The following is a 24,300-nucleotide window of genomic DNA, read 5'->3' on the forward strand; positions in this document are numbered from 1 at the left end:
GACGCCATGGATGGCGTCGACGAGCCTCCATGGATGGATTCACGGCGTGTCCCGCACCTGGGCGCCGTGCCGGCCCGCCCGCGTAGCCTCACGGCCGGGAATCGAAAGGCGGACCACCCGCGTCGCGCGCCGGACGCGGCCACAGGATGAAGGCCAGCGCGACCAGCGCCAGGATCCAGCAGTAGTGGACGCGGCCTGCCAGCTGCAGCGGCGACAGCGCCGCCAGCGAGGCCGCCAGCAGGATCTGCGCCCCGTAGGGCAGCACCCCCTGCAGCACGCAGGCGAAGATGTCGAGCAGGCTGGCCGCCCGCCGCGGCTCCACCGCGTGGCGCACGGCGATGTCCCGCGCCAGCGGCCCGCTCACCAGGATCGCCACGGTGTTGTTCGCGGTCAGCGCGTCGGTGCCCGCGGCCAGGGTGGCGATACCGAGCTCGCCCGCGCGGCGCCCGGTCCGGGCGCCGGCCATCCGCGCGATCAGGGCCGCGACCCAGTCCAGTCCACCCAGCACCCGGGTCAGGGCCGCCAGCCCGCCGATCAGGATCGACAGCAGGGTGATCTCGACCATGCCCTCGTAGCCGAGCCAGACGTCCCCGGCCAGCCGGGGAAGGTCGTAGCCGGGCGCCATCGCGAATCCCAGCGCACCGGCGAAGGCGATGCCGATGCCCAGCACCACCACCACGTTCATCCCGGCGACCGCCAGCCCCAGGACCAGCACATAGGGAAGCGCCAGCCAGGGCGAGGCGTCCACCGGCGCCTGAACCTCCGCGCTCCGCCCCAGCACCGCCAGCAGCGCCGCGGTGGCCAGGGCCGCCGGCACGGCGATGCGGACGTTCTCGCGGAACTTGTCGCGCATGCCGACCCCCTGGCTGCGGGTGGCGGCGATGGTGGTATCCGAGATGACCGACAGGTTGTCGCCGAACATCGCGCCGCCGACCACGGCGCCCACCACCAGGCCGCGGTCCATGCCCGCGGCCTCGGCCACGCCCAGCGCGATCGGCGTCACCGCGGCGATCGTCCCCATCGAGGTCCCCACCGCCAGGGCCACGAACCCGGCGACCAGGAACAGCCCGGGTAGGACCAGCGAGGTCGGCAGCGCGCCCAGGCCGAGCGCCACCACCGCGTCCACCGCACCGATCTGCCGCGACACCGTGGCGAATGCCCCGGCCAGCAGAAACACCAGGCACATCAGCATCACGTTGGGATGCCCCATCCCGCCCAGCAGGGTCTCCATCGCCGGCAGCCCGCGCCGCCACGCCAGCCAGGCGCCCAGCGCCAGCGCCGGCAGGATCGCCACCGGGGCGCGCAGCTGGTAGAAGCCCAGCTCGGCGCCCTGGACGGTGTAATGGATCCCCGCCCCGAGGAACAGGGCCAGGAACAGCAGCAGGGGCGTCAATGCGATGACGCCGGGTCGTTCGCTCATGGGTGCGGGGACCGGCCGGGAAGTCCCCGATTCTGCGGCTAGAGCCGGGCGCCGTCAGCAGCAGCCGTCAGAGGCGGTTGGCGATCGCCCGGGCGAACGCCATGGTGTCGCCGTCGCCGCCGAGGTCGGGGGTCAGCGAGTCCTTCGCTTCCAGGGTCGCGATCACCGCCTCGCGCAGCCGCTGCGCCTGGTCCGGCTTGCCGAGATGGTCGAGCATCTGCGCCGCCCCCAGGATCAGGGCGCAGGGGTTGGCCAGCCCCTTGCCGGCGATGTCCGGGGCGGTGCCGTGCACGGCCTCGAAGATCGCCGCGTCCACGCCGATGTTGGCGCCGGGGGCCAGCCCCAGCCCGCCCACCAGCCCGGCGCACAGGTCCGAGATGATGTCGCCGAACAGGTTGGTGGTGACGATGACATCGAACTGCTCGGGCCGCATCACCAGCTGCATGCAGGTGTTGTCGACGATCATCTCGTTGCATTCGATCTCGGGGTACTGGGCCGCGACCTCGCGCGCCACCTTCAGGAACAGCCCCGAGGTGGTCTTGAGGATATTGGCCTTGTGCACCACCGTGATCTTCTTGCGCCCGGTGCGCCGCGCCAGGTCGAAGGCGTAGCGGACGATGCGCTCGGAGCCCTTGCGGGTGACCTTCTGCATCAGGGTGGCGGTCTCGCCGTCCTCGGTGATCGACTGGCCCTCGCCGATGTAGGCGCCCTCGGTGTTCTCGCGAACGGTGACGATGTCCACGCCGCTCGGGAACCGGGACTTGGTGTTCGGGAAGGACTTGGCCGGGCGCACGTTGGCGTAGAGGTCGAAATGCCGGCGCAGCGCCACGTTGATCGAGCTGAAGCCCTCGCCCACCGGGGTGGTCAGCGGGCTCTTGAGGGCGATGGCGTTGCGGCGGATCGATTCGAGCGTGGCGGCCGGCAGCAGTTCGCCGTGCTTCTCCATGGCGGCCAGGCCGGCGTCGGCGTACTCGTATTTCAGGCCGAGCTGCATGGTGTCGAGGACATGCAGGGTGGCGTCCATGATCTCCGGGCCGATGCCGTCGCCGCGGATGACCGTGATGGTCTGGGTCATGATGTTTTCCGTGCAGAAGGGCGCCGCGCAGGGGCGGGCGCCGGTTCGAAAGGGGACGGCGCATTATGCCGGAAGCACGCTCCGGCCGCAGCGACCGGCGGTGGCCCCATCGAGCGTACGAATGCACTTCGTGGGCATGGCGCGCGTCGAGTATTCGGGCTTCGGTGCCGTCCTTGCCCAGCAGGAGCGATCAGCCGTGCTCGTGCGCTTCCGGCGGCTCCGGGACGGGGCCGGGCGGCTGAACGGTGCCGCCGAGGCGGTCGAGGAAATCGACCGCGCGGCGCATGTGCGGGATCACGATCGAGCCGCCCACCACCAGGCCGACTGAGAAGGCCTCGAACATCTCCTCGCGGGTCACCCCGGCCTCGTGGCACTGCGCGACGTGGTAGCTGATGCAGTCGTCGCAGCGCAGCACCAGCGAGGCGACCAGGCCGAGCAGCTCCTTGGTCTTCAGGTCCAGCGCGCCCGGCCGGTAGGTCTGGGTGTCGAGCGCGAAGAAGCGCCGCACGACCTGGTTCGGCTCTGCCAGGATCCGTTCGTTCATGCGCCTGCGGTAGGCGTTGAAGCCCGCGACGGGATCGTCCTGGTCGGGGCCGCCGGTCATTCGCCGTCCCCCGCGAGCAGGCGATCGAAGCCCCCGGCCCGATGCAGGGCCATCATGTCGTCGTAGCCGCCGACGTGGGTCTCGCCGACGAAGATCTGCGGCACGCTGGTGCGCCGCGTCCGGGCCACCATCCGCTGGCGGGCGTCGGGATCGAGGTCGATCCGGACCTCGTTCCAGGCCAGGCCGCGGCTGCGCAGGAAATTCTTGGCGGCCACGCAGTAGCCGCAGACGGCGCTGGTGTACAGGGTGATCTCGGGGGATGTGGGGTCGGCTGGGGCGTTCAAGCGGCTCTCCGGAAACTTGCAGCTGGCATGATGGTCCTACAGTGGGTCCGGCCCCACGGCATTTCCAGCCCGCCGGGGCCTGGTCCGATCCCAGACAGGCAACCGCCAGGAGCGACGATGAGGATTAACGCCGGGTTCACGCCGTCGCGCACGGCCGCCGGCATGCTGCGCCTGTCGTTCGCTCCGGTCCCCGCAATGCGCGCCTTCCTGGTCGCCCTCGTCCTCTGCCTGGCCGTTGCCGGCGGCCATGCCGCGGCCCAGGACACCCGCCTGCCCGATATCGGCTCCTCCGCCGGCACCGTGCTCAGCCCCGCTCAGCAGGCCGAGTACGGACAGATGCTGCTCGCGCAGCTGCGCCATTACGACATGGTGCTGGAGGACCCCCTGGTCGACCAGTGGCTTCGCGCCACCGGCAACCGGCTGGCGGCGGCCAGCGACCAGCCGCGGCAGTCGTTCACGTTCTTCATGATGAAGGACCGCAGCATCAACGCCTTCGCCACCCTGGGCGGCTACATCGGCGTCAACGTCGGCCTGGTGCTGACCGCCCAGACCGAAGACGAAGTGGCCGCGGTGCTCGCGCACGAGGTCGCCCACGTCACCCAGAACCACGTGCTGCGCGGCGCCGAACGCGCCCAGCGCGACAGCATCCCCCTGCTGCTGGCGATGTTGGGCGCGATCGCCATCGCCTCGAGCAGCGACAGCAGCTCGTCGGGGGACGCGGCGATGGCCGCGATCGCCTCCGCCCAGGGCCTGGCGATCCAGCGCCAGATCGACTACACCCGCTCCAACGAGTCGGAAGCCGACCGCCTCGGCATGCGCACCCTCGCGCGCAGCGGCTTCGACGTCGACGGGATGGCCGACATGTTCGAACGCATGCAGGCCGCCTCGCGTACCAACCAGGGCGGCGAGCGCGAGCGTGTGCCGGACTACCTGCGCACCCACCCGGTCACCACCACCCGCATCAGCGAGGCGCGCCAGCGCGCCGAGCAGCTACGCGGCGACGAGAGCGTCGTGGTGACGACCGCCACCCCCGAGGCGGTCCGTACCGAACGGGTGCCGGTGCCGGCAGGCACGAGCGCGGCGGCCGCCGCCGCCGCGGGCGGCCCCTTCAACCCGTTGCTGCCCGGTTCGCTGCGCGTGACCGCCGCCGATCTGGCTTACGGCGACAGCGTCCAGTTCGGCTGGGCCCGCGAGCGCATGCGGGTGCTCAGCGCCAATACCGCCGGCGCGGCGGTACGCGAATACGAAGGCATGCGCCGCGCCGGCGACTTCGACGACGCCAAGCGCTACGGCATGGCCCTGGCCCGCCTGCAGGCCGGCGACGCCGCCGCCGCGGCCACCCGGTTCGCCGCGCTGCTCGACGATTACCCGGACGACACCTGGCTGGCGCTCGGCCTTGCCGAAGCCCAGGCGCGCGCCGGGCGCCCGGACGAAGCCGACGCGCGCTTCGAGGCCCTGCTGCGGCGCATGCCGAACCACCGCGCGGTCGCCCTCACCTATGCCGGCGTGCTGGCCGAGCGCAACACCCCGGAAGCCGGCCGGCGCGCCCAGGACCTGCTGCGGCCGCTGCTGCGCACGGCCTCAGACGATCCGCTGTTCCAGCGCACCTTCGCGCGCATCAGCGAGATCGCCGGCGACCCGGTGCGCGCCGGCGAAGCCTACGCCGAGGCCGATTTCCTCAGCGGCCGCGCCGAGCGCGCGCTGGTCCAGCTCCACACCCTGCGCAAACGCGACGACCTCGACTACTACGCCCGGGCCCGCATCGAGGCGCGCATCGCCGCGATCACGCCTACGGTGCTGGAGCTGCGCCGCCAGGGCGTGCGCGACGAGGACCTGCGCCGGCAGCACTGATCCCGCCGCCCGGCGCGCCCGCCGCGGCATGTCACATACGAGTCACAAATCTGTCGTCTAATGCCCTTGACCGGCCTGGACGACCCCGCATGCAGAAACGGATCCTGATCGTCGACGACGAGCCCGCCATCCGCGAGATGGTGGCCTTCGCGCTGCGCAAGGGCGACTTCGAACCGGCCCACGCCGCGGATGCGCGCGAGGCGCAGTCCGCGATCGCCGACCGTGTGCCCGACCTCATCCTGCTCGACTGGATGCTGCCGGGCGTCAGCGGCCTCGAGCTGGCGCGGCGCTGGCGCCGCGAGGAGCTGACCCGGGAGGTGCCGATCATCATGCTCACCGCCCGCGGGGAGGAGAACGACCGGGTCGGCGGGCTCGAGGCGGGCGTCGACGACTACGTGGTCAAGCCGTTCTCGGCGCGCGAGCTGCTGGCACGGATCCGCGCGGTGATGCGGCGCTCGCGCGAGGACGACGAGGACGGCAGCATCAACGTCGGTGCGCTGCGTATCGACGGGGCCGCGCACCGGGTGTTCGCCGGCGAGGAGCCGGTCAGCATCGGCCCCACCGAGTACCGCCTGCTGCACTTCTTCATGACCCATCCGGAGCGGGTGTATTCGCGTTCGCAGCTGCTCGACCACGTCTGGGGCGGAAGCGTGTACGTCGAGGAGCGGACGGTCGACGTGCACATCCGCCGCCTGCGCAAGACGCTGGAGCCGGTGCGGCTGGACGGCATGGTGCAGACGGTGCGCGGGTCCGGGTACCGGTTCTCGGCGTCGATGTGACGGGGCGGGAACCGGGAACCGCGAATCGAAAGGATCCGCTGCTGACGGCCGTGCCGCCGCCTCGCCGCTCCGGGCGAGGCGAGCCAACGACGGAATGCCTATGATCCTCCCTGCCGATTCCCGATTCCCGATTCCCGATCCCCGATCCCCGCCCTTGACCATGCTGCCCCACGCCCGCTCCGCCTGGATCCGGACCCTGGGCGTGCTCGCCCTGGTCCTGCTCGGCGCGCTCGTCCTCGGCCTGCTTGCCGGGCAGGTGTGGCCGGTGCTGACGGCCGCGGCCCTGGGAATCGTGGCCTGGCACTACTGGCGCCTGCGCAAGGTGCTGCTGCGGCTCACCTCCCACCGGCGGCTGCCGCCCGCGCGCGGCGAAGGCGTCTGGAACGAGCTGGACCGGCTGCTGCACCGCAGCCAGGACGACACCCGCAACCGCAAGCGCCGGCTGGTGCAGATGTTGCGCGCCTATCGCGCCGCCGCCGCCGCGCTGCCCGACGCTGTGGTGGTGCTGGACCGCAACAGCCAGCGCGTGCAGTGGTTCAACGAGGCCTCGGCCGGCCTGCTCGGGCTGCGCTATCCGTCCGACATCGGCGCCCCCCTCGGCGAACGCCTGCGGCCGCTGCCGATCGCGCACTGGCTGGCCAGCGGCCGCCATGCCGAGCCGCTGCTGGACGTGCCCTCCCCGGTGGACCCGGCACTGCGCCTGAGCATGCGCCTGATCCCCTACTCCCAGGAGCTCTGGCTGCTGGTCGCGCGCGACGTCAGCAAGCTGATGCACCTCGAACAGGTCCGCCGCGACTTCGTGGCGAACGTTTCCCACGAACTGCGTACCCCGCTGACCGTCGTGCATGGCTACCTCGACATGCTCGACCCTTCCGACCAACCGGAGTGGGCGCCGATCCTGGAAGAGATGCGGCGCCAGTCGCAGCGCATGACCCAGCTGGTCGAGGACCTGCTCACGCTGTCGCGGCTGGAGGCCCAGGACACGGTGAGCGACGAAAGCGTCGGCATGGCCTCGATGCTGGCCACGCTCCGGCGCGAGGCCGAGGCGCTGAGCCAGGGCCGCCACACCGTCGCCGTCCAGGACCGGGCCGCGGTGGACCTGTGGGGATCGACCCGGGAACTGCACAGCGCGTTCTCCAACCTGGTGGCCAACGCGGTGCGCTACACCCCGGCGGGCGGCAGCATCACCATCGGATTCGCCCAGCAGGGCGAGGAAGTGGCGCTGTCGGTCGAGGACACCGGCTACGGCATTCCCGCCGCCCACCTGCCGCGGATCACCGAGCGCTTCTACCGGGTTTCGACCAGCCGTTCGCGCGAACTGGGCGGTACCGGCCTGGGCCTTGCGATCGTCAAGCACGTGCTGCAGCTGCACCAGGCGCGGCTGGAGATCGAGAGCGAAGTCGGCCGAGGCAGTATCTTCACCTGTATCTTTCCCGCCGACCGCGCACACCCGCGCGACGGCACCGGTTCCGGAGCGATACGTGAGCGTACCCAGCAACCCACCCGCCAGGCGTAAGCCCCAGGCGCCCCCGCGCGGTGCGCGCCCGGCCGCGCCAGGGGCGGAGGAAGCGGCCCCGGGGGACCCCCTGGCCGACCCGGCGCTGTACTTCAACCGCGAGCTGTCCCAGCTCGATTTCAACTTCCGGGTGCTGGCCCAGGCCCAGGACGAGGCGGTGCCGCTGCTGGAGCGGCTGCGCTACCTGTGCATTTCCTGCACCAACCTCGACGAGTTCTTCGAGATCCGTGCCGCCACCGTCCGCCACGCCCAGGATTTCGGCATGCCCGGCGCGCCCGACGGGCTGGCGCCGTCGACGGTGCTGCGCCGCATCCACGAGCGGGCCGCCAGCCTGGTGGAGGCGCAGTACCGCTGCTGGAACGAGCTGCTGCGGCCGGCGCTCAACGATGCCGGGGTGCGCATCCTCGGCCGCGACAAGTGGAACGTGCGGCAGAAACGCTGGCTGCGCACCTACTTCCGCGACGAGATCATGCCGGTGCTGTCGCCGCTCGGGCTCGACCCGGCGCACCCGTTCCCGAAGATCCTCAACAAGTCGCTGAACATCGTGGTGGTGCTCAAGGGCAAGGACGCCTTCGGCCGCAGCGGCCACCTGGCGATCGTGCGCGCGCCGCGCTCGCTGCCGCGGATCATCCAGCTGCCCGAACGGGTCTCCGGCGGAGAGCACGATTTCGTGTTCCTGTCCTCGGTGCTGTCGGAGTTCGTCGACGAGCTGTTCCCAGGCATGCAGGTCAAGGGCGCCTACCAGTTCCGGGTGACCCGCAACTCCGAGCTGATCGTCGACGAGGAGGAGGTCGAGAACCTGGCGCTGGCTCTGCGCGACGAGCTGATCGGGCGCGGCTACCTGCGGGCGATGCGGCTGGAGATCGCGGCCGACTGCCCCAAGCCGATCGTGCGCACGCTGCTGGAGAACTTCGAGCTGCCGGAGAACGCGGTTTACCGCATCGACGGTGCGGTCAACCTCAACCGGGTGATCCAGGTCTACGATCTGGTGCAGCGGCCGGACCTCAAGTTCCCGCCGTTCCAGCCGCGGCAGCTACCCGGCAGCGACGCGATGTTCGAGCTGCTGGCGGAGGACGACCTGCTGCTGCACCATCCGTTCGACGCGTTCACCCCGGTGCTGGAACTGATCCGCCAGGCCGCCGAGGACCCCAACGTCCTGGCGATCAAGCAGACCCTCTACCGCACCGGCAAGGACTCGGCGATCGTCGAGCACCTGGTGCAGGCGGCACGCAACGGCAAGGACGTCACCGTGGTGGTGGAACTGCGCGCGCGCTTCGACGAGGAGGCCAACCTCGGGCTGGCCGATCGCCTGCAGGAAGCCGGCGTGCAGGTGGTGTACGGCGTGGTCGGCTACAAGACCCACGCCAAGATGCTGTTGATCGTGCGCCGCGAGGGCAGGCGGCTGTGCCGCTACGTGCATCTGGGCACCGGCAACTACCACTCCGGCACCGCGCGCGCCTACACCGATCTCGGCCTGATGACCTCCGACGCGAGGATCGGCGAGGACGTGCACCAGATCTTCCAGCAGCTGTCCGGGCTGGCGCCCCTGATCCGGCTCCACCACCTGCTGCAGTCGCCTTTCACCCTGCATGCCGGGATCCTGGAACGGATCGCGCGGGAGGCGGCGCACGCCCGCGCCGGCCGCCCGGCGCGCATCGTCGCCAAGATGAACGCGCTCAACGAGCCGCAGGTGGTCCGTGCGCTGTACGCCGCCTCGCAGGCCGGAGTCACGGTCGACCTGATCGTGCGCGGCGCCTGCACCCTGCGGCCCGGGGTGGACGGCGTCTCCGAGAACATCCGCGTGGTGTCGATCGTCGGCCGCTTCCTCGAACACCACCGCGTGTACTGGTTCGCCAACGACGGCCGCCCGGACCTGTACTGCGCCAGCGCCGACTGGCTCGAGCGCAACCTGCTGCACCGCGTCGAGACCTGCTTCCCGGTGCTGGACCCGGCGCTGGCCGGGCGGGTGCGCGAGGAGGCCCTGAACAACTACCTCGCCGATAATCTCAACGCCTGGGAACTGCAGGCCGACGGCAGCTACCTCAAACTCGCGCCCGGCGACGAGGCGATGCCGCATTCGGCGCAATCCTGGCTGCTGGCGAAACTCTGCGGATGACCGGCTCCCACACCCTGACGATGGCCGGCTCGCTGGCCGATCCGCTCGAGGACGGCGACCTGCTCGCCGCGATCGACCTGGGATCCAACAGCTTCCACATGGTGGTGGCGCGCTACACCCTAGGACAGCTGCGCATCGTCGACCGGCTGCGCGAGACCGTGCGCCTGGGCGAGGGCCTCGACGGCGAGGGCGGGCTGCAGCGGGAGGCGCGCCAGCGCGCCCTGGGCTGCCTGTCGCGCTTCGGTCAGCGCATCCGCGACATTCCGCCGCAGCGGGTACGCGCGCTGGCGACCAACGCCGTGCGGCAGCTCGCCGCCCCGCAGGCGTTCCTGGTGCCGGCCGAGGACGCCCTGGGCCACGCCATCGAGGTCATCTCCGGGCGCGAAGAGGCGCGCCTGGTCTATCTCGGCGTGGCCCACGCACAGCCGCCGAAACCCGGGCACCGGCGCATGGTGATCGACATCGGCGGCGGCTCCACCGAGTGCATCATCGGCGCCGGTTTCGACACGATCGAACGCGAGAGCCTGCAGGTCGGCTGCATCTCCACCACCAGGCGCTTCTTCGGCAACGGCAAGCTTTCGCGGCGCCGCTGGCGCGACGCGCTGGCCGAGGTGTCGGCGGAGTTCCAGCAGTTCGCCGCCGCGTATCGCGAACTCGGCTGGCAGGAAGCGCTGGGGGCATCCGGCACCAACAAGGCGATCGGGCAGATCTGCGCGTCGATGAAGCTGACCAAGGGCGCGGTGACGGCGGAGGCGCTGCCGCAGGTACGCGAGCGGCTGCTCGCCGCCGATCGCATCGACACGATCGTCCTGCCCGGGCTCTCCGCCGAGCGCCGGCCGGTGATCGCCGGCGGGCTGCTGGTGCTGGAGGCGGCGTTCCAGACCCTGGGCCTGCAGCGCATGGCGGTGAGCAAGGCGGCGCTGCGCGAGGGCGTGCTCTACGACATGCTCGGCCGCGGCGGCGAGGACGACCCGCGCGAGACCGCGATCGCCGCGGTCACCCTGCGCTACGGCATCGACGCCGCCCAGGCCGCGCGTGTCGAGCAGACCGCGATCCGCCTGTTCGACCAGGTCGCGCGCGCCTGGCAGCTCGGCGCGGACGACCTGCTGATGCTGGGCTGGGCGGCGCGCCTGCACGAATTGGGCCTCACCATCGCCCACAGCCAGTACCACGTCCATGGCGGCTACGTGCTCGAACATTCCGACATCCCCGGATTCTCGCGCCAGGAGCAGCAGTTCCTCGCCGCGCTGGTGCGCACCCACCGGCGCAAGGTTCCCCGGAGCGCGTTCGACGCGCTGCCCGAGCGCCTGCTCGCGCCGGCCTGCCGGGTCAGCGTGCTGCTGCGGCTGGCGGTGCTGCTCAACCGCGCTCAGGAATCGCAGCCGATCCCGCGCCTGGACGCGATCGCGGCCGGCGAACGGCTCACCCTGCGCATGGACCGCCGCTGGCTGGATGCCAGGCCGCTGCTGAGCACCGACCTGGCGGGCGAGCCCGCCGACATCGCGGCACTGGGCATCGAGCTGCGCGTCGAGGCGGCCGACTGAGGCGGGGACCGCGCTCGCGGCCGCGGCGGCGCAGCGTTCCCGGAACAGGAGCGGGGCGGCGATCGGGTATCCTGCCGGCAGATTTCCCTGGAGCTTCGGCATGGTCCGTCCGCACACCTTCCTGGCCTGGATCGCCTGCCTGCTGCTGGTCGCCTGCAGCAGCGGACCGGTCCGGCGCATCTCCGAACCGGCGGCCCGCATCCAGCAGCTCAGCGTCGGCGCCGACGGTGTGTGGTCGGTGGATCTGCGGATCCAGAACTACAGCAGCATCGCCATGCGCTTCGACACGCTGCGGCTGGAGCTGGCTTCCGGGGACACGACCGCCGGCACCCTCGAAGCGGCGCCTCAGGTGTCGATCGCCGGGGAATCGGCGGATGTGATCACCCTGCAGCTGAATCCAACCGCGCAGGCGAAGCTGCTGCTGGCCGACGCGCTCGCCGATGCCCGCAGCCTGCCCTACGCCCTGCGCGGCGAACTGGTGGCCAGCCCCGCCGACCGCGGCCGTGCCCGCGACTACCGGGTCGAACACACCGGCGTGCTCAGCCCGGTGCCGGGCCTTCCCGGCGTGCTGCGCTGAAAGCAAGCGGCGTTGCCGCCCGGCCGGCAGCGCGGCCGGGTGCCCTGCGCCACACCTCCTGTCCTCCCTCGAGGCCGCCGCAATGAGTTCCTACAAAGCCCCGCTCGCCGACATCCGCTTCGCCCTGTTCGATGTGCTGCAGGCGGAAGCCCTGTTCTCCCGGCTCGGCCGCTCGGAGGCCACCCGCGACGTGGTCGACGCGGTGCTGGAGGAAGGCGCGCGCCTGACCGAGACCGTGCTGGCGCCGCTCAACCGCATCGGCGACGAGATCGGCTGCAGCCACGACAAGGCCACCGGCGCGGTGACCACCCCGCCCGGCTTCCGCGAGGCCTACGCGCAATATGTCGAGGGCGGCTGGGCCGGGCTGACCGCGCCGGAGCGCTTCGGCGGCCAGGGCCTGCCGCACGCGCTCGGGACCGCGCTCAAGGAGATGATCGACGCCGCCAACCTGGCCTGGGGCAACTTCCCGCTGCTCTCGCACGGCGCCACCGAGGCGTTGCTGCACCACGGTGAAGCCTGGCAGCAGGATGTCTTCCTCAGGCCGCTGGTGGACGGCCGCTGGACCGGCACCATGTGCCTGACCGAACCCCACTGCGGCACCGACCTGGGCCTGTTGCGCACCCGCGCCGTGCCGGCCGGGGATGGGAGCTACGCGGTGTCCGGGACCAAGATCTTCATCACCGCCGGCGAGCACGACCTGACCGACAACATCGTGCACCTGGTGCTGGCGCGGCTGCCGGACGCGCCGGCCGGCAGCCGCGGCATCTCGATGTTCATCGTGCCCAAGCTGCGCGTCGACCGCGCCGGCAAGGTCGGCGCGCCCAACGGCGTGCGCTGCGGCTCGATCGAGCACAAGATGGGCATCCACGGTTCGTCGACCTGCGTACTCAACCTCGACGACGCCCAGGGCTGGCTGATCGGCGAGCCGCACAAGGGCCTGGCGGCCATGTTCACCATGATGAACTCGGCGCGGCTGGCGGTCGGGCTGCAGGGCCTCGGGCTGTCCGACCGCGCGCTCCAGAATGCGCTGCGCTACGCCCGCGAGCGCCTGCAGATGCGCTCGCTGTCGGGGCCGAAGTTCCCGGACAAGCCGGCCGACCCGATCATCGTCCACCCCGACGTGCGGCGCATGCTGCTGACCTGCAAGGCGCTGGTCGAGGGCGGGCGCCTGCTCGGCTACCACGCCTCCAGCCTGCTCGACGTCATCGAGCACGGCGGCGATGCCGCCGAGCGCGAGCAGGCCGACGCCCTGCTCGGCTTCCTCACCCCGATCGTCAAGGCCTGCCTGACCGAATGGGGCGTGGAGTGCACTTACCACGCCCTGCAGTGCTTCGGCGGCCATGGCTACATCGCCGAGCACGGCATGGAACAGCTGGCGCGCGACGCTCGCATCACCACCCTCTACGAGGGCACCACCGGTATCCAGGCGCTCGACCTGATGGGCCGCAAGACCATGCAGCTCAAGGGCGCCGGGCTGGGCGTTTTCCTGGAGATGATCGAGCGCTTCTGCAACGAGCACCAAGCCGATGCCGAACTGGCCGAGTTCGTCGGCCCGCTGCGCGAGAAGGCCGGCGAATGGCAGCGGATGACCCGGGAGATCGGCCGCCGCGCGATGGCGGATCCCGAGGAGATCGGCGCGGCCAGCGTCGACTACCTGTTCTACTCCGGCTACGTCGCCCTGGCCTACTGGTGGGCGCGCAGCGCCGCGGCCGCCCGGGGCGCGTCGCAGCCGGATGCGTTCAAGGACGCCAAGCGGCAGACCGCGCGCTTCTACTACGCTCGCATCCTGCCCCGCACCCTCGCCCACAAGGCCGCGATCGACAGCGGCGCCGCGCCGCTGATGGCGCTGGACGCCGCGGGGTTCGACGCCTGAGCCGGCCGCCCGGTCGCCCGCCGGAAATACACAAAACATCAACATTCGGGTATAAGCTGTTGCTCCAATGAAGGGCGACAGAGCGAAGCTCCAGCTGCTCACTGCCGGTTCCGGCCGCGGTCCGGTCGACGCATCCGCCGGCGTCATCGCCCAGCCTCCACCACCCGCCCGGCTCGACAGCGTCCGCCTGCTCTCGCTCGACGCCCACGGCCGGGTGCTCGACTGGATGAGCTGGCAGGACGCGGCCTGCCTGTACGCGCGCGAGGCGGTGGCCTGGACCCTCGGCGACCCGTGCCTGCACGTGCGCGGCGGGATCAGCCGCAGCAGCGGCGAGCGCAGCGTGATGCCGCTGCACCCGATCATCGCCGCCCGCGGCCATGCCCGCGCCAAGGCGCTCGACCCGACCCCGGCGCTGACCAACGCGGCGCTGTTCGCCCGCGACCAGTCCCTGTGCCTGTACTGCGGCAGCCATTTCCCGCGCCAACAGCTCACCCGCGACCACGTGATGCCGCTCTCGCAGGGCGGACGCGACCATTGGGAGAACGTGGTCTCGGCCTGCTTCCACTGCAACTCGCGCAAGGGCGGCCGGACCCCGGCGCAGGCCTCGATGCCGCTGCTCGCGGTGCCGTACCGGCCAAGCTGGATCGAGCACCTGATCCTCTCCAACCGCAACATCCTCGCCGACCAGATGGCGTTCCTGACTTCGCAGCTGCCCAGAAAGAAGCGCCGTCCCGGCTGACGCGCCGTCGGCCCGCGCGGCCGCGCTCCCCTCCCGCCTGCCCGCGCCCCCGTCTCAGGCTAAACTCGCCGTTTCCCGATCCGCGAGCGCCGCAGCATGGCTTTGACCATCGGCTTCACCAGCATGGACCAGGCAACCGAGACCGCACTGCGTGCGGCCTTCGCCGAAGCCAATGCGGAGCTCCACGCGCATTTTTCGCTGGTGCCGGAAACCACCGCCGACTACGTGGTCATCGACATGGACAGCATGTACGGGCCGATGGGCTGGCTGCGCCTGCATGCGGCCGGCAAGCAGGTGGTCGGCCTGACCGCCTCCCCGCGCACCCAGGCCGATTTCCGCCTCGGCCGGCCGTTCGACACGGTGATGGTGATCGGCCTGCTGCGCGAGATCGCCGCCAAGGCCGGGGTGGATCTGGCCGCGGAACCGGCCGCCATCGAATCCGCCCAGGCGGCGCCGGCCGCGCCCGAAGCCGCGCCGGCACCGGTTGCGGCAGGCCCGGCACCGGCCATCGAGCCCCCGGGCGGCAAGGAAGCCGGAGAGGCGGCGGCGCAGGACCCGGCCGAGCCCGCAGCGCCCTCCGTCGAAGCCGCGCCCATCGCGGCCCCCCCGCCACCGCCGCAACCGCGCCCGCCGCCGCCGGCGCGAGATCCGGTGCTGGCCGACTGGCTGCAACCCGGCGCGCTGGCCGGGCGCCGCCGCTACCGGCGCGGGGACGGCCCGACGCTCTGGATCGATCCGGCCGCACGCGAGTATCACGGCCCCGCCCTCCTCAAGCCGCTCGCCGGGTACTTCGAGGGCACCGTACGCGAGGAGGATCTGGAGCGGGTCGACGATCCGACCTGGACCGCCGGCACCGCCGCGGCCGGCGATGCGCAGCCGCTGTCTCGGCTGGTGTGGCTGGGCGGCCTTTCGGCCGGCAAGGGCGAGCTCCTGCCCGGCAACGACCCGGACGGGCGCTACCGGCTCACCAAGTGGTCGCAGACAGAACGCGAGTACCCGCGCCATTTCCGTATCGCCACCGCGATGATGCGCGGTCCGGCGACCCTCGCCGAGATCGCCGAGGCCAGCAGCACGCCGCTGCCGGAGGTCGCCGACTTCATCAACGCCAACCTCGCCACCGGCGCGGCCGAGCTGGTGCCCGAGCCGACGCCGGAGCCGGAAACCCCGGCCCGTTCGGGCGGCTTCTTCGGCCGGCTGCGCCGCAAACCCTGAACCGGGCCGGCGCGGCGCCCGCGCGCCGCGCCGGCTTTCCTTGCCCGTCGCGGCGGCGGGGGCGAAAATGGCCGGATGATCGACTCAACGCGCTATCCGCGCCTGTCCCGCATCGATTCCCCGGCCGAGCTGCGCGCCTTCGACGAGGCCGAACTCCCGGCGATCGCCGACGAGCTGCGCGCCTACCTGATCGAATCGGTCGGCCGCAGCGGCGGTCACTTCGGTGCCGGTCTGGGCGTGATCGAGCTCACGACCGCGCTGCACTATCTCTACGACACCCCCGAGGACCGCATCGTCTGGGACGTCGGCCACCAGTGCTATCCGCACAAGATCCTTACCGGCCGCCGCGACGCGATCCACACGGTCAAGCAGAAGGACGGCGTGGCGCCGTTTCCCAAGCGCGAGGAATCCGGGTACGACGTCTTCGGGGTCGGCCATTCGAGCACCTCGATCTCGGCCGCGCTGGGGATGGCCATCGCCAACGCCCGCGCCGGCAACCATCGCAAGGTGGTGGCGGTGATCGGCGACGGCGCGATGACCGCGGGGATGGCCTACGAGGCGCTCAACCACGCCGGCGGCATGGACCCGGAGCCCGACCTGCTGGTGGTGCTCAACGACAACCGGATGTCGATCAGCGAGAACGTGGGCGGGTTGACCCGAATGCTCGGCCGGATGACCGGCAGCAGGACCCTCAACGCCCTGCGCGAGGGCGGCAAGAAGCTGCTCGGCGACAAGAACAGCCCGCCGGCGAAGTTCGTGCGTCGCTGGGAGGAGCACTGGAAAGGGATGTTCGTGCCGTCGACGCTGTTCGAGGAAATGGGCTTCCATTACACCGGCCCGATCGACGGCCACGACGTCAAGGCCGTGATCGGCGCGCTGAAGACGCTGCGCACCCTGAAGGGTCCCCAGCTGCTCCACGTCATCACCACCAAGGGCAAGGGCTACGGCCTGGCCGAGGGCGACCAGATCGGCTACCACGCGGTCTCGCCGTTCGACCCCTCGCAGGGCGTGGTCGCCAAGCCGGGCGGGAAGAAGCCGACCTATACCGATGTCTTCGGCGACTGGCTGTGCGACATGGCCGCCGCCGACGAGCGGTTGATGGGGATCACCCCGGCGATGCGCGAAGGCTCCGGCCTGGTACGCTTCAGCCGCGAGTATCCCGAGCGCTATTTCGACGTCGCCATCGCCGAGCAGCACGCCGTCACCCTGGCGGCCGGCATGGCCTGCGAGGGCGCCAAGCCGGTGGTGGCGATCTACTCCACGTTCCTGCAGCGCGGCTACGACCAGCTGGTGCACGACGTGGCGATCCAGAAGCTCGACGTGCTGTTCGCGATCGACCGCGGTGGCGTGGTCGGGCCCGACGGCGCCACCCATGCCGGCAACCTCGATCTCTCCTTCCTGCGCTGCGTGCCCAACATGCTGGTGATGGCGCCGGCCGACGAGAGCGAGTGCCGGCGCATGCTGTCCACCGGCTTCCGCCATGAAGGCCCGGCGGCGGTGCGCTATCCGCGCGGTACCGGCCCCGGGATCGCGGTGCAGGCGTCGCTCGACACCCTGCCGATCGGCAAGGCCGAGGTGCGCCGGCGCGGAGCGCGCATCGCCCTGCTCGCGTTCGGCGCGCTCGTGCCGGCCGCGGAACGGGTCGGCGAAGCGCTCGGCCTGACCGTGGTCAACATGCGCTTCGTCAAGCCGCTGGACCGGGCACTGGTACTGGAACTGGCGCGCTCGCACGAGGGCTTCGTCACCCTCGAGGACAACGTGGTGATGGGCGGTGCGGGCTCTGCGGTGGCCGAATCCCTCAATGCCGAAGCGATCGCCCTGCCGATCCTGCACCTGGGCCTGCCCGACGCGTTCCAGCACCACGCCAGCCGCGAGGACCTGCTGGCCGAGGCCGGGCTGGATGCGGCGGGTATTCGCGCGGCGGTGCTGGCGCGCTGGCCCGGGCTGGCGGACGGCAGCGGGGCCCGCGCCGCGATCGCCTGAGCCGGCCGCGCCCGGCGCATTGGCGCGCGCGCGCAGCGCCTCCAGGTCGGTCTCGATGCGCGCCGGGGTCCGCTCGAAACACTCGGTGTCGGCCGGCGGACCGGCGTTGAATTCCCTGATCGCGTTCTTCGGATCCTCGATGACGATGGTCAGCTGCACCGGCGTGCGCGGCACGCGGTGGCGCCCAGCCCCGAGCGCATCGCCATCGAGGGCGGATCGGGCACCTCCTGCGAGGCCGCGACGATGCCCTCCACTTCGTCCGACGCCCGCTCCATGCGCCGCGGCAGCGGCGCCACGGTGCCGAGGATCCACAGCACCCGGCCGTCGCGCGACACCTTCCACAACCCGGGCCCCGGCTGGACCCCGGAGACGACCAGGGCCTCCATGTCGACGATGCCGTCATCGTCGGGTGCGGGCGCTGCGAGCTCTGTGGTCGTGGGCTGCACGGCCGGCGCGGGATCTCGCGCGACCTGGGCGGACACATCGGGGGAGAAGGTCAGAAGCAGGCAAAGCAGCGCGGCGGACATGGTCGTCATCCTTGGGCCACAGGTGTTCAATGGAAGACGCCCAGACGGCGAAGTTCCGCGCTCACGGGATGGTCCTCCCCGGCAAGTTCGAAACCCGCCCAGACGAACCCCGGCGAGACCGTGCACAGCGTCAGCGCGTACCTGCCCAGCGGCCGCGCCGCCTGCCAGACGCCGGCAGGCACCACCGCCACCCGCTGCGCTCCCGCGCCAAGGCGATGGCGAACCAGTCCGGCACCGGCCGGGTCGACGCTGAGCAGTTCCAGGGCGTCGCCGCCGTGCCAGTGCCACACCTCGTCGGCATCGATGCGGTGCCAGCGGCTGCGCTGGCCCGCGGCGAGCAGGTAGAGGATCGCGCTCAGCGCCGCGCGGCCGTCAGCAGGATCGCCCGCACGGGCCGCAGAGGTGTACACGCGCCGGTAGTGCCCACCCTCGGGATGGGGCTGCAGCCCCAGCGCACGGACCAGCTCGGTCGCGCTCACCGTGCCCTCCATCGCGCCCGGGCCCGGGCGGCGAAGACGCGGCGGCCCGCGCGAGGCGGGCCGGGGCGGAATTGGTCGGGGTGGCCGGATTCGAACCGACGACCACCTGTCCCCCAGACAGGTGCGCTACCAGGCTGCGCTACACCCCGAAAGCTCCCGCCGGCGGCCAGCGGCCGCCGGGCGGGCGCTGATTGTAGCGGGATTGGGCCCGCCATCCCAGCGCCACGGCCGGTCAGCGCCGAAGCAGCTGCAGGATGTCCTCCAGCTCGGTCCGCACCTGGCGCACGATCTGGCTGCTCAGCGCCGACTCCCGCTTGGCGCCATCGCCCTCCAGGCGCAGGCGCGCCCCGCCGATGGTGTAGCCCTGTTCGTACAGCAGCGCGCGGATCTGCCGCACCATCAGCACGTCGTGGCGCTGGTAGTAGCGTCGGTTGCCGCGGCGCTTGACCGGGCTGAGGCCGGGGAACTCGGTCTCCCAATACCGCAGCACGTGCGGCTTGACGTCGCACAGTTCGCTCACCTCGCCGATGGTGAAGTAGCGCTTGGCCGGAATCGGCGGGAGCTCGCGGTTGCTGCCGGGATCAAGCATGCGCGGTACCGCCGTAGGCCTCGACGCGTTCCTTCAGCTTCTGGCCCGGGCGGAAGGTCACCACGGTGCGCGCCGAGATCGGGATCTCCTCGCCGGTCTTCGGATTGCGGCCGGGGCGCTCGTTCTTGCGCCGCAGGTCGAAGTTGCCGAAGCCGGAAAGCTTGACCTGGCGCCCGCCCTGCAGCGCTTCGCGCAGCGCGTCGAAGAACGCGTCGACGAATTCCTTCGCCTCGCGCTTGTTGAGACCGACCTCCTCGTAGAGGCGTTCGGCCATTTCCGCCTTGGTCAATGCCATGCTGCTCCCCGGGGCACCATCAGCTTCTGATACTCGCACCGTATCCGTCCCGCAGCGCGGCGATGACGCGTTCCGTCACGGCCTCCGCGTCGCGGTCGGTCAGAGTGCGCGATTTGTCCTGCAGAATCAAGCCGATGGCCAGGCTCTTGCACCCGTTTTCGACCCCCTTGCCCTGGTAACGGTCGAACAGCCGCAGCCCGGCCAGCAGCGGTCCCGCGGCGTCGCGGATGCAGGCGTCCAGCGCAGCCCAGGGCACCTGCTGCGGGACGACGAACGCGAGGTCCCGGCGGACGGACGGAAACCGCGTCAGCGCCTCCGCCACCGGCAAGGCGCGCCGCTGCAGCGGCGCGAGGTCGAGCTCGAAGGCCACGGCGCGGTGGTCGAGCCCGAGCCCGGCCAGCAGCCGCGGATGCAGTTCGCCGATCCAGCCGGCCGGCCTGCCGTCGCGGAACACCTCGGCCGAACGCCCCGGATGCCCGTAGGGCCGCTGCGAGGGCCGGAACTCCAGCACCGCACCGGCGCAGGCGGCCAGGCTCTCGAGGTCGCCACGAAGATCGTGGAAATCCACCTCGCGCGCTTCCGTTCCCCACTGCTCGGCGGAGGCAGCGCCGGCCGCCACCGCCGCGATTCGCGCAGTCTCCACCGGCGCGGCGGCCTCCGCGCTCGCCGATTCCCGATTCCCGATGCCCGATGCCCGGCTTGCGAATACCTTGCCGATCTCGAACAGGCGCACCCGCGGCTGCTGCCGCGCGGCGTTGCGCGCCAGCGCATCCACCAGCCCCGGCAGCAGCATGGTGCGCATCGCGCCGAGTTCGGCGCTCAGCGGATTGGCCAGCGCGACCGCGCCCTCGCCGGCATCCCAGCGCGCCAGCAGCCCCGCGTCCACGAAGGCGTAGTTCACCGCTTCGAGGTAGTCGCGCGCGACCAGCTGGCGGCGCAGCTCGGCTTCAGCCACCAGGCCTTCGGCGGCCGGAGCCACGCGCGTGGCCCCGGCCGGCACGGTGGCGGGAATGCGGTCGTAGCCGTGGATGCGCGCGATCTCTTCGAGCAGATCCTCTTCGATCTCCAGGTCGAAGCGACGCGCCGGCGTGGTCACGCGCCAGCCCCCGGCGTCGGCCTCAACGACCAGTCCCAGCGCGCGCAGAATGCGCCCGACCTCGACATCGGCGATCTCCAGCCCGAGCACGCGCGCCAGGCGCGCGCGGCGCAGCGGGATCGTCCGCGGCTGCGGCAGGTGTTCGGGCAGCACCGCCTCGACGACGGGCCCCGGACGGCCGCCGGCGGTTTCCATGATCAACCGGGTCGCCAGTTCGAGCGCCTGGCGCGGCAGGCCGGGGTCCACGCCGCGCTCGAAGCGGTGCGCGGCATCGGTCTGCATGCCGAGCCGCCGGGCGCGGCCGATCACCGCGGCGGGTGCGAAGTGCGCCGCCTCCAGGAACACGTTGCGTGTGGCGCTGCCGACGCGGGTGTCGTCGCCGCCCATCACCCCGGCCAGCGCCACCGCGCGGTCGGCGTCGGTGATCACCAGGAAGCCCTCGTCGAGCACGGCCTCGCGGCCGTCGAGCAGCCGCAGCGCCTCGCCGGCACGGGCACGGCGCACCCCGACCGGTCCCTGCAGGCGGTCGCGGTCGAAGGCATGCATCGGCTGGCCGAGCTCGAGCATCACGTACTGGGTCACGTCGACGAGGAAGCCGACCGGACGCACCCCGCTGCGGCGCAGGCGCTCGGCCATCCAGAGCGGCGTGGCGCGCGCGGCATCCACCTCGCAGATCACCCGGCCGAGGTAGCGCGGCGCATCGGCGCCCGCATCGAGCGAGACCTCCAGCGCGGCGTCGGTCTGCGCCGCAACCGGTTCGATGCCATCCGCCGCGACCTCGCCGCCGCAGGCCGCGGCGACGTCGAAGGCGATGCCGCGGATGCCGAAACAGTCGGCGCGGTTGGGAGTGAGCTTGAGCTCGAAGGTCGCGTCCGGCAGCCCGAGATGCTCCGCCAGCGGCGTGCCCGGACGGGCGTCGTCGGGCAGCTCCATCAGCCCCGACCCGTCGCTGTCCAGGCCCAGCTCGCGCGCCGAGCACAGCATGCCGTTCGACTCGACGCCGCGCAGCTTCGCCGCCTCGATGGTGAGCTCGCCGATACGGCTGCCGACCATCGCCAGCGGCGCCAACAGGCCCACCCGCGCGTTGGGCGCGCCGCAGACGATCTGCAGCGGCGCGTCCAGGCCGGCATCGACCCGGCAGACCTGCAGGCGGTCCGCCTGCGGGTGCTTCTCCGCGGCGACGATGCGCGCGACCACCACGCCTTCCAGGCCCTCGCCCAGCGGCGTGACCTCCTCCACCTCCAGGCCGATCGCGGTCAGCGTGGCGGCGAGCTGGTCGCGCGAGGCCTCGATGGCGACATGTTGGCGGAGCCAGTTTTCGCTGAATTTCATGTTGAAAAGCCGTGATTGGTGATCGGGGATTCGTGATTCGTAAAGGCGGCTCGTGCCCGGACCGTGACCGCCGCGGCGATCCGCTGCTACGAATCACCAATCACGAATCACCAATCCCGTGCCTCAGGCGAACTGCCTGAGGAACCGCACGTCGTTGTCGAAGAACGCGCGCAGGTCGCCGACGCCGTAGCGGAGCATCGCCAGACGCTCGACACCCATGCCGAAGGCGAAGCCGGTATGGCGTTCGGGGTCGATGCCGACGTTGCGCAGCACGTTCGGATGCACCATGCCGCAACCGAGAACCTCCAGCCAGCGGGTCGAGCCGTCCGCCTGCTGCCAGGCGATGTCGACCTCGGCCGAGGGCTCGGTGAAGGGGAAGTAGCTCGGGCGGAACCGCATCTCGAAATCGCGCTCGAAGAACGCGCGCACGAACTCGACCAGGGTGCCCTTGAGGTCGGCGAAGCTGGCGCGCTCGTCGACCAGCAGGCCCTCGCACTGGTGGAACATCGGGGTGTGGGTCTGGTCCGAATCTGACCGGTAGACCTTGCCCAGTGCGATCATCCGCAGCGGCGGCGCGTGCTCGGCCATGTAGCGCACCTGCACGCCCGAGGTGTGGGTGCGCAGCAGCCGGGCGACGCCGCTGCCGTCGTCGGTCAGGTAGAACGTGTCGTGCATCGCCCGCGCGGGATGGTGCGGGGGGAAATTCAGCGCCTCGAAGTTGTGCCAGTCGTCCTCGATCTCGGGGCCGTCCGCGAGCTCGTAGCCCAGCCGGGCGAAGATCTCGGCGATCCGCTCGATGGTGCGGCTGACCGGATGCACCCCGCCACGGGCGGCGTTGCGCCCCGGGAGGGTGACGTCGATGGTTTCCCCGGCGAGCCTGGCATCGAGCGCCGCCTGGTCCAACGCCTCGCGCCGCTCCGCGAGCGCCCGGCCCACCGCATCCCGGACGCGGTTGATTCCCGCACCCGCGATCCTGCGCTCCTCCGCCGGCAAGCCCCCCAGCGACTTCAGCTGCGCGGTGATGCTGCCGCCCTTGCCCAGCAGCGCCACCCGCAGCGCCTCGAGCGCATCGGGTGAGTCCGCCGCGGCGATGTCGGCCAGCGCCTGTGTCTCGATCTGCTCGATCCCGCTCATCCGCCCGTGTTCCCCAGGTTCCGCCGGCCCCGGATCTACCGGGAGCGGTCGGCTCCGGCGCCGCCGGCGCCAAAAAAATGGGGAAGGACCTGCGCCCTTCCCCACCTGTCCCGACGGCGAGCCGTCGATACCGCTGTGCGTGGAGACGGCGGCTCAGGCCGCCAGAGCGCCCTTCGCCTTCTCGGCCAGGGCCGCAAACCCGGTGGCATCGTGCACGGCGATGTCCGCCAGCACCTTGCGGTCCAGGGTGATACCGGCCTTGGACAGGCCGTTCATGAAGCGGCTGTAGCTCATGCCGTTGATGCGCGCCGCGGCGTTGATGCGGGTGATCCACAGCGAACGGAAGTTGCGCTTCTTCTGCTTGCGGCCGATGTAGGCGTACTGCTGGGCCTTGATCACCGCCTGCTTGGCGACGCGGAAGACCTTGCGGCGCGCGTTGTAGTAGCCCTTGGCGAGCTTCAGGACCTTCTTGTGACGACGGCGTGCGGTGACGCCCCGCTTGACTCGTGCCATGGTTCAGCCTCCTCAGAGATAGGGCAACATGCGGTCCAGACGGCCTGCATCCTCGGCGCGGACGTGATTCGTCTGCCGGAGGTTGCGCTTCCGCTTGGTCGCTTTCTTGGTGAGGATATGGCTGCGGTTGGCGTGGCCCGCCTTGTACTTTCCGGAAGCGGTCTTCCGGAAGCGCTTGGCCGCGCCCCGGTGGGTCTTGATCTTGGGCATTGCGATGTCCTTGTGGGTCTTGCTGCGACTGGCGCGGGCGGCGGCCTCTCAGCCACGCTTTCCATCCTGCCCTGACCGGTTGTAAGCCACTGATCCACAACGGAATCGCGGCGGGTCCTGAGTGTTGCGCACGACAACCCGGCGAACCGGGCCGGCCATTATGCCGCCCCGGGGTTTGGCTTGCAAATCAGACGGTTGGAGCCGTGCCTCAGGCCGGGAGGCACCGCGCAAGCGGCCGTGCACTCCCAGAACCGCGGGAGCGACGGCGGTCGCGACCCCGCGCCGAGAGCGGCTTGGGTGTCCGCCGCGGAGCGTGAGCCGCGCCGGGGGTATTGCTCCGCCCTTCCGTCCGGCCATCCATGGCCGGAGCCAGGGCCGCAGACCATCCATGGTCTGCTCTGCGCAACACCCCCGGCGCGGCTCGCGCTCGAGCGTTGGTCGACTTCGGAGCGAGTGGCTACCGAGCATCCGCAAGCGAATCGCCGACGCGGCGTCCGGGCCGGGGGATGCGGACAGCAGACCAGGGACGGTCTGCGGCGGCGGATCGGGCCA

General features: G+C 71.4%; 22 protein-coding genes and 1 tRNA gene. 10 read left to right on the forward strand and 13 right to left on the reverse strand.

Annotated features, from left to right (window positions below):
- Positions 1 to 88 precede the first annotated feature (88 nt).
- The 4 genes from QFW77_RS12405 to grxC form a co-directional block, all read right to left on the reverse strand.
- Positions 89 to 1,420, reverse strand: a complete 1,332-nt coding sequence (locus QFW77_RS12405) for a Na+/H+ antiporter NhaC family protein (protein ID WP_280575053.1) — start codon at positions 1,418 to 1,420, stop codon at positions 89 to 91.
- A 67-nt stretch (positions 1,421 to 1,487) separates the two neighbouring features.
- Complete coding sequence (locus tag QFW77_RS12410) at positions 1,488 to 2,495, reverse strand: isocitrate dehydrogenase (protein ID WP_280575054.1); 1,008 nt, start codon at positions 2,493 to 2,495, stop codon at positions 1,488 to 1,490.
- A 190-nt stretch (positions 2,496 to 2,685) separates the two neighbouring features.
- Positions 2,686 to 3,099: a carboxymuconolactone decarboxylase family protein gene (locus QFW77_RS12415; protein WP_280575055.1), complete on the reverse strand. Its 414-nt coding sequence runs from the start codon at positions 3,097 to 3,099 to the stop codon at positions 2,686 to 2,688.
- Positions 3,096 to 3,383 (reverse strand): glutaredoxin 3, encoded by a 288-nt coding sequence (gene grxC, locus QFW77_RS12420; RefSeq protein ID WP_280575056.1) that lies wholly within the window; start codon positions 3,381 to 3,383, stop codon positions 3,096 to 3,098. The genes QFW77_RS12415 and grxC overlap by 4 nt, the downstream gene beginning before the upstream one ends.
- Positions 3,384 to 3,578: 195 nt before the next feature.
- Here grxC and QFW77_RS12425 point away from each other — a divergent pair, with 195 nt between their 5' ends.
- From QFW77_RS12425 to dxs, 10 genes are all read left to right on the forward strand, one after another.
- Entirely contained in the window at positions 3,579 to 5,234 is a 1,656-nt protein-coding gene (locus QFW77_RS12425; RefSeq protein WP_280575184.1) for a M48 family metalloprotease, read from the forward strand.
- Between the two features lie 89 nt (positions 5,235 to 5,323).
- Positions 5,324 to 6,013 carry a phosphate regulon transcriptional regulator PhoB gene (gene phoB / locus QFW77_RS12430; RefSeq protein WP_280575058.1) on the forward strand — a complete coding sequence of 230 codons (690 nt, stop codon included), beginning with the start codon at positions 5,324 to 5,326 and terminating at the stop codon, positions 6,011 to 6,013.
- 160 nt (positions 6,014 to 6,173) lie between these two features.
- Positions 6,174 to 7,529: a phosphate regulon sensor histidine kinase PhoR gene (phoR, locus tag QFW77_RS12435; RefSeq protein ID WP_280575185.1), complete on the forward strand. Its 1,356-nt coding sequence runs from the start codon at positions 6,174 to 6,176 to the stop codon at positions 7,527 to 7,529.
- A gap of 70 nt (positions 7,530 to 7,599) precedes the next feature.
- On the forward strand, positions 7,600 to 9,645 hold the full coding sequence (gene ppk1 / locus QFW77_RS12440) for a polyphosphate kinase 1 (protein WP_280575186.1): 2,046 nt from the start codon (positions 7,600 to 7,602) through the stop codon (positions 9,643 to 9,645).
- 20 nt (positions 9,646 to 9,665) lie between these two features.
- Entirely contained in the window at positions 9,666 to 11,189 is a 1,524-nt protein-coding gene (gene ppx, locus QFW77_RS12445; RefSeq protein WP_280575187.1) for an exopolyphosphatase, read from the forward strand.
- Positions 11,190 to 11,289: 100 nt separating this feature from the next.
- Complete coding sequence (locus tag QFW77_RS12450; RefSeq protein ID WP_280575060.1) at positions 11,290 to 11,766, forward strand: LEA/WHy family protein; 477 nt, start codon at positions 11,290 to 11,292, stop codon at positions 11,764 to 11,766.
- 82 nt (positions 11,767 to 11,848) lie between these two features.
- Positions 11,849 to 13,639 carry an acyl-CoA dehydrogenase C-terminal domain-containing protein gene (locus tag QFW77_RS12455; RefSeq protein ID WP_280575061.1) on the forward strand — a complete coding sequence of 597 codons (1,791 nt, stop codon included), beginning with the start codon at positions 11,849 to 11,851 and terminating at the stop codon, positions 13,637 to 13,639.
- Between the two features lie 67 nt (positions 13,640 to 13,706).
- Positions 13,707 to 14,378, forward strand: coding sequence for an HNH endonuclease (locus QFW77_RS12460; protein WP_331487957.1), 672 nt, complete (start codon positions 13,707 to 13,709; stop codon positions 14,376 to 14,378).
- Positions 14,379 to 14,474: 96 nt separating this feature from the next.
- Positions 14,475 to 15,590 carry a hypothetical protein gene (locus QFW77_RS12465; RefSeq protein WP_280575062.1) on the forward strand — a complete coding sequence of 372 codons (1,116 nt, stop codon included), beginning with the start codon at positions 14,475 to 14,477 and terminating at the stop codon, positions 15,588 to 15,590.
- 75 nt (positions 15,591 to 15,665) lie between these two features.
- Positions 15,666 to 17,573 carry a 1-deoxy-D-xylulose-5-phosphate synthase gene (gene dxs / locus QFW77_RS12470; protein WP_280575063.1) on the forward strand — a complete coding sequence of 636 codons (1,908 nt, stop codon included), beginning with the start codon at positions 15,666 to 15,668 and terminating at the stop codon, positions 17,571 to 17,573.
- Positions 17,574 to 17,722: 149 nt separating this feature from the next.
- Here dxs and QFW77_RS12475 read toward each other — a convergent pair whose 3' ends face one another.
- The 9 genes from QFW77_RS12475 to rpmI form a co-directional block, all read right to left on the reverse strand.
- Positions 17,723 to 18,100 (reverse strand): hypothetical protein, encoded by a 378-nt coding sequence (locus tag QFW77_RS12475; RefSeq protein ID WP_280575064.1) that lies wholly within the window; start codon positions 18,098 to 18,100, stop codon positions 17,723 to 17,725.
- A 26-nt stretch (positions 18,101 to 18,126) separates the two neighbouring features.
- The gene (locus QFW77_RS12480; RefSeq protein WP_425603322.1) at positions 18,127 to 18,579 is read right to left on the reverse strand and encodes a cupin domain-containing protein; all 453 of its coding nucleotides are present in this window, start codon (positions 18,577 to 18,579) and stop codon (positions 18,127 to 18,129) included.
- A 72-nt stretch (positions 18,580 to 18,651) separates the two neighbouring features.
- Positions 18,652 to 18,728, reverse strand: a tRNA-Pro gene (locus QFW77_RS12485).
- Positions 18,729 to 18,811: 83 nt separating this feature from the next.
- Positions 18,812 to 19,168, reverse strand: coding sequence for a MerR family transcriptional regulator (locus tag QFW77_RS12490; RefSeq protein WP_280575067.1), 357 nt, complete (start codon positions 19,166 to 19,168; stop codon positions 18,812 to 18,814).
- Entirely contained in the window at positions 19,161 to 19,463 is a 303-nt protein-coding gene (locus tag QFW77_RS12495) for an integration host factor subunit alpha (protein ID WP_280575068.1), read from the reverse strand. Before QFW77_RS12495 ends, QFW77_RS12490 begins: the two co-directional genes overlap by 8 nt.
- A gap of 19 nt (positions 19,464 to 19,482) precedes the next feature.
- The gene (gene pheT / locus QFW77_RS12500; RefSeq protein ID WP_280575069.1) at positions 19,483 to 21,891 is read right to left on the reverse strand and encodes a phenylalanine--tRNA ligase subunit beta; all 2,409 of its coding nucleotides are present in this window, start codon (positions 21,889 to 21,891) and stop codon (positions 19,483 to 19,485) included.
- Positions 21,892 to 22,014: 123 nt separating this feature from the next.
- Positions 22,015 to 23,025, reverse strand: coding sequence for a phenylalanine--tRNA ligase subunit alpha (gene pheS, locus QFW77_RS12505; protein ID WP_280575070.1), 1,011 nt, complete (start codon positions 23,023 to 23,025; stop codon positions 22,015 to 22,017).
- A gap of 153 nt (positions 23,026 to 23,178) precedes the next feature.
- Entirely contained in the window at positions 23,179 to 23,538 is a 360-nt protein-coding gene (gene rplT, locus QFW77_RS12510; RefSeq protein WP_180678114.1) for a 50S ribosomal protein L20, read from the reverse strand.
- Positions 23,539 to 23,550: 12 nt separating this feature from the next.
- A complete protein-coding gene (gene rpmI, locus QFW77_RS12515) occupies positions 23,551 to 23,748 on the reverse strand; it encodes a 50S ribosomal protein L35 (protein ID WP_024889803.1) in 198 nt (65 codons plus the stop codon).
- Positions 23,749 to 24,300 lie beyond the last annotated feature (552 nt).

Source organism: Luteimonas endophytica (genome assembly GCF_029887875.1).
Taxonomy (GTDB): domain Bacteria; phylum Pseudomonadota; class Gammaproteobacteria; order Xanthomonadales; family Xanthomonadaceae; genus Luteimonas; species Luteimonas endophytica.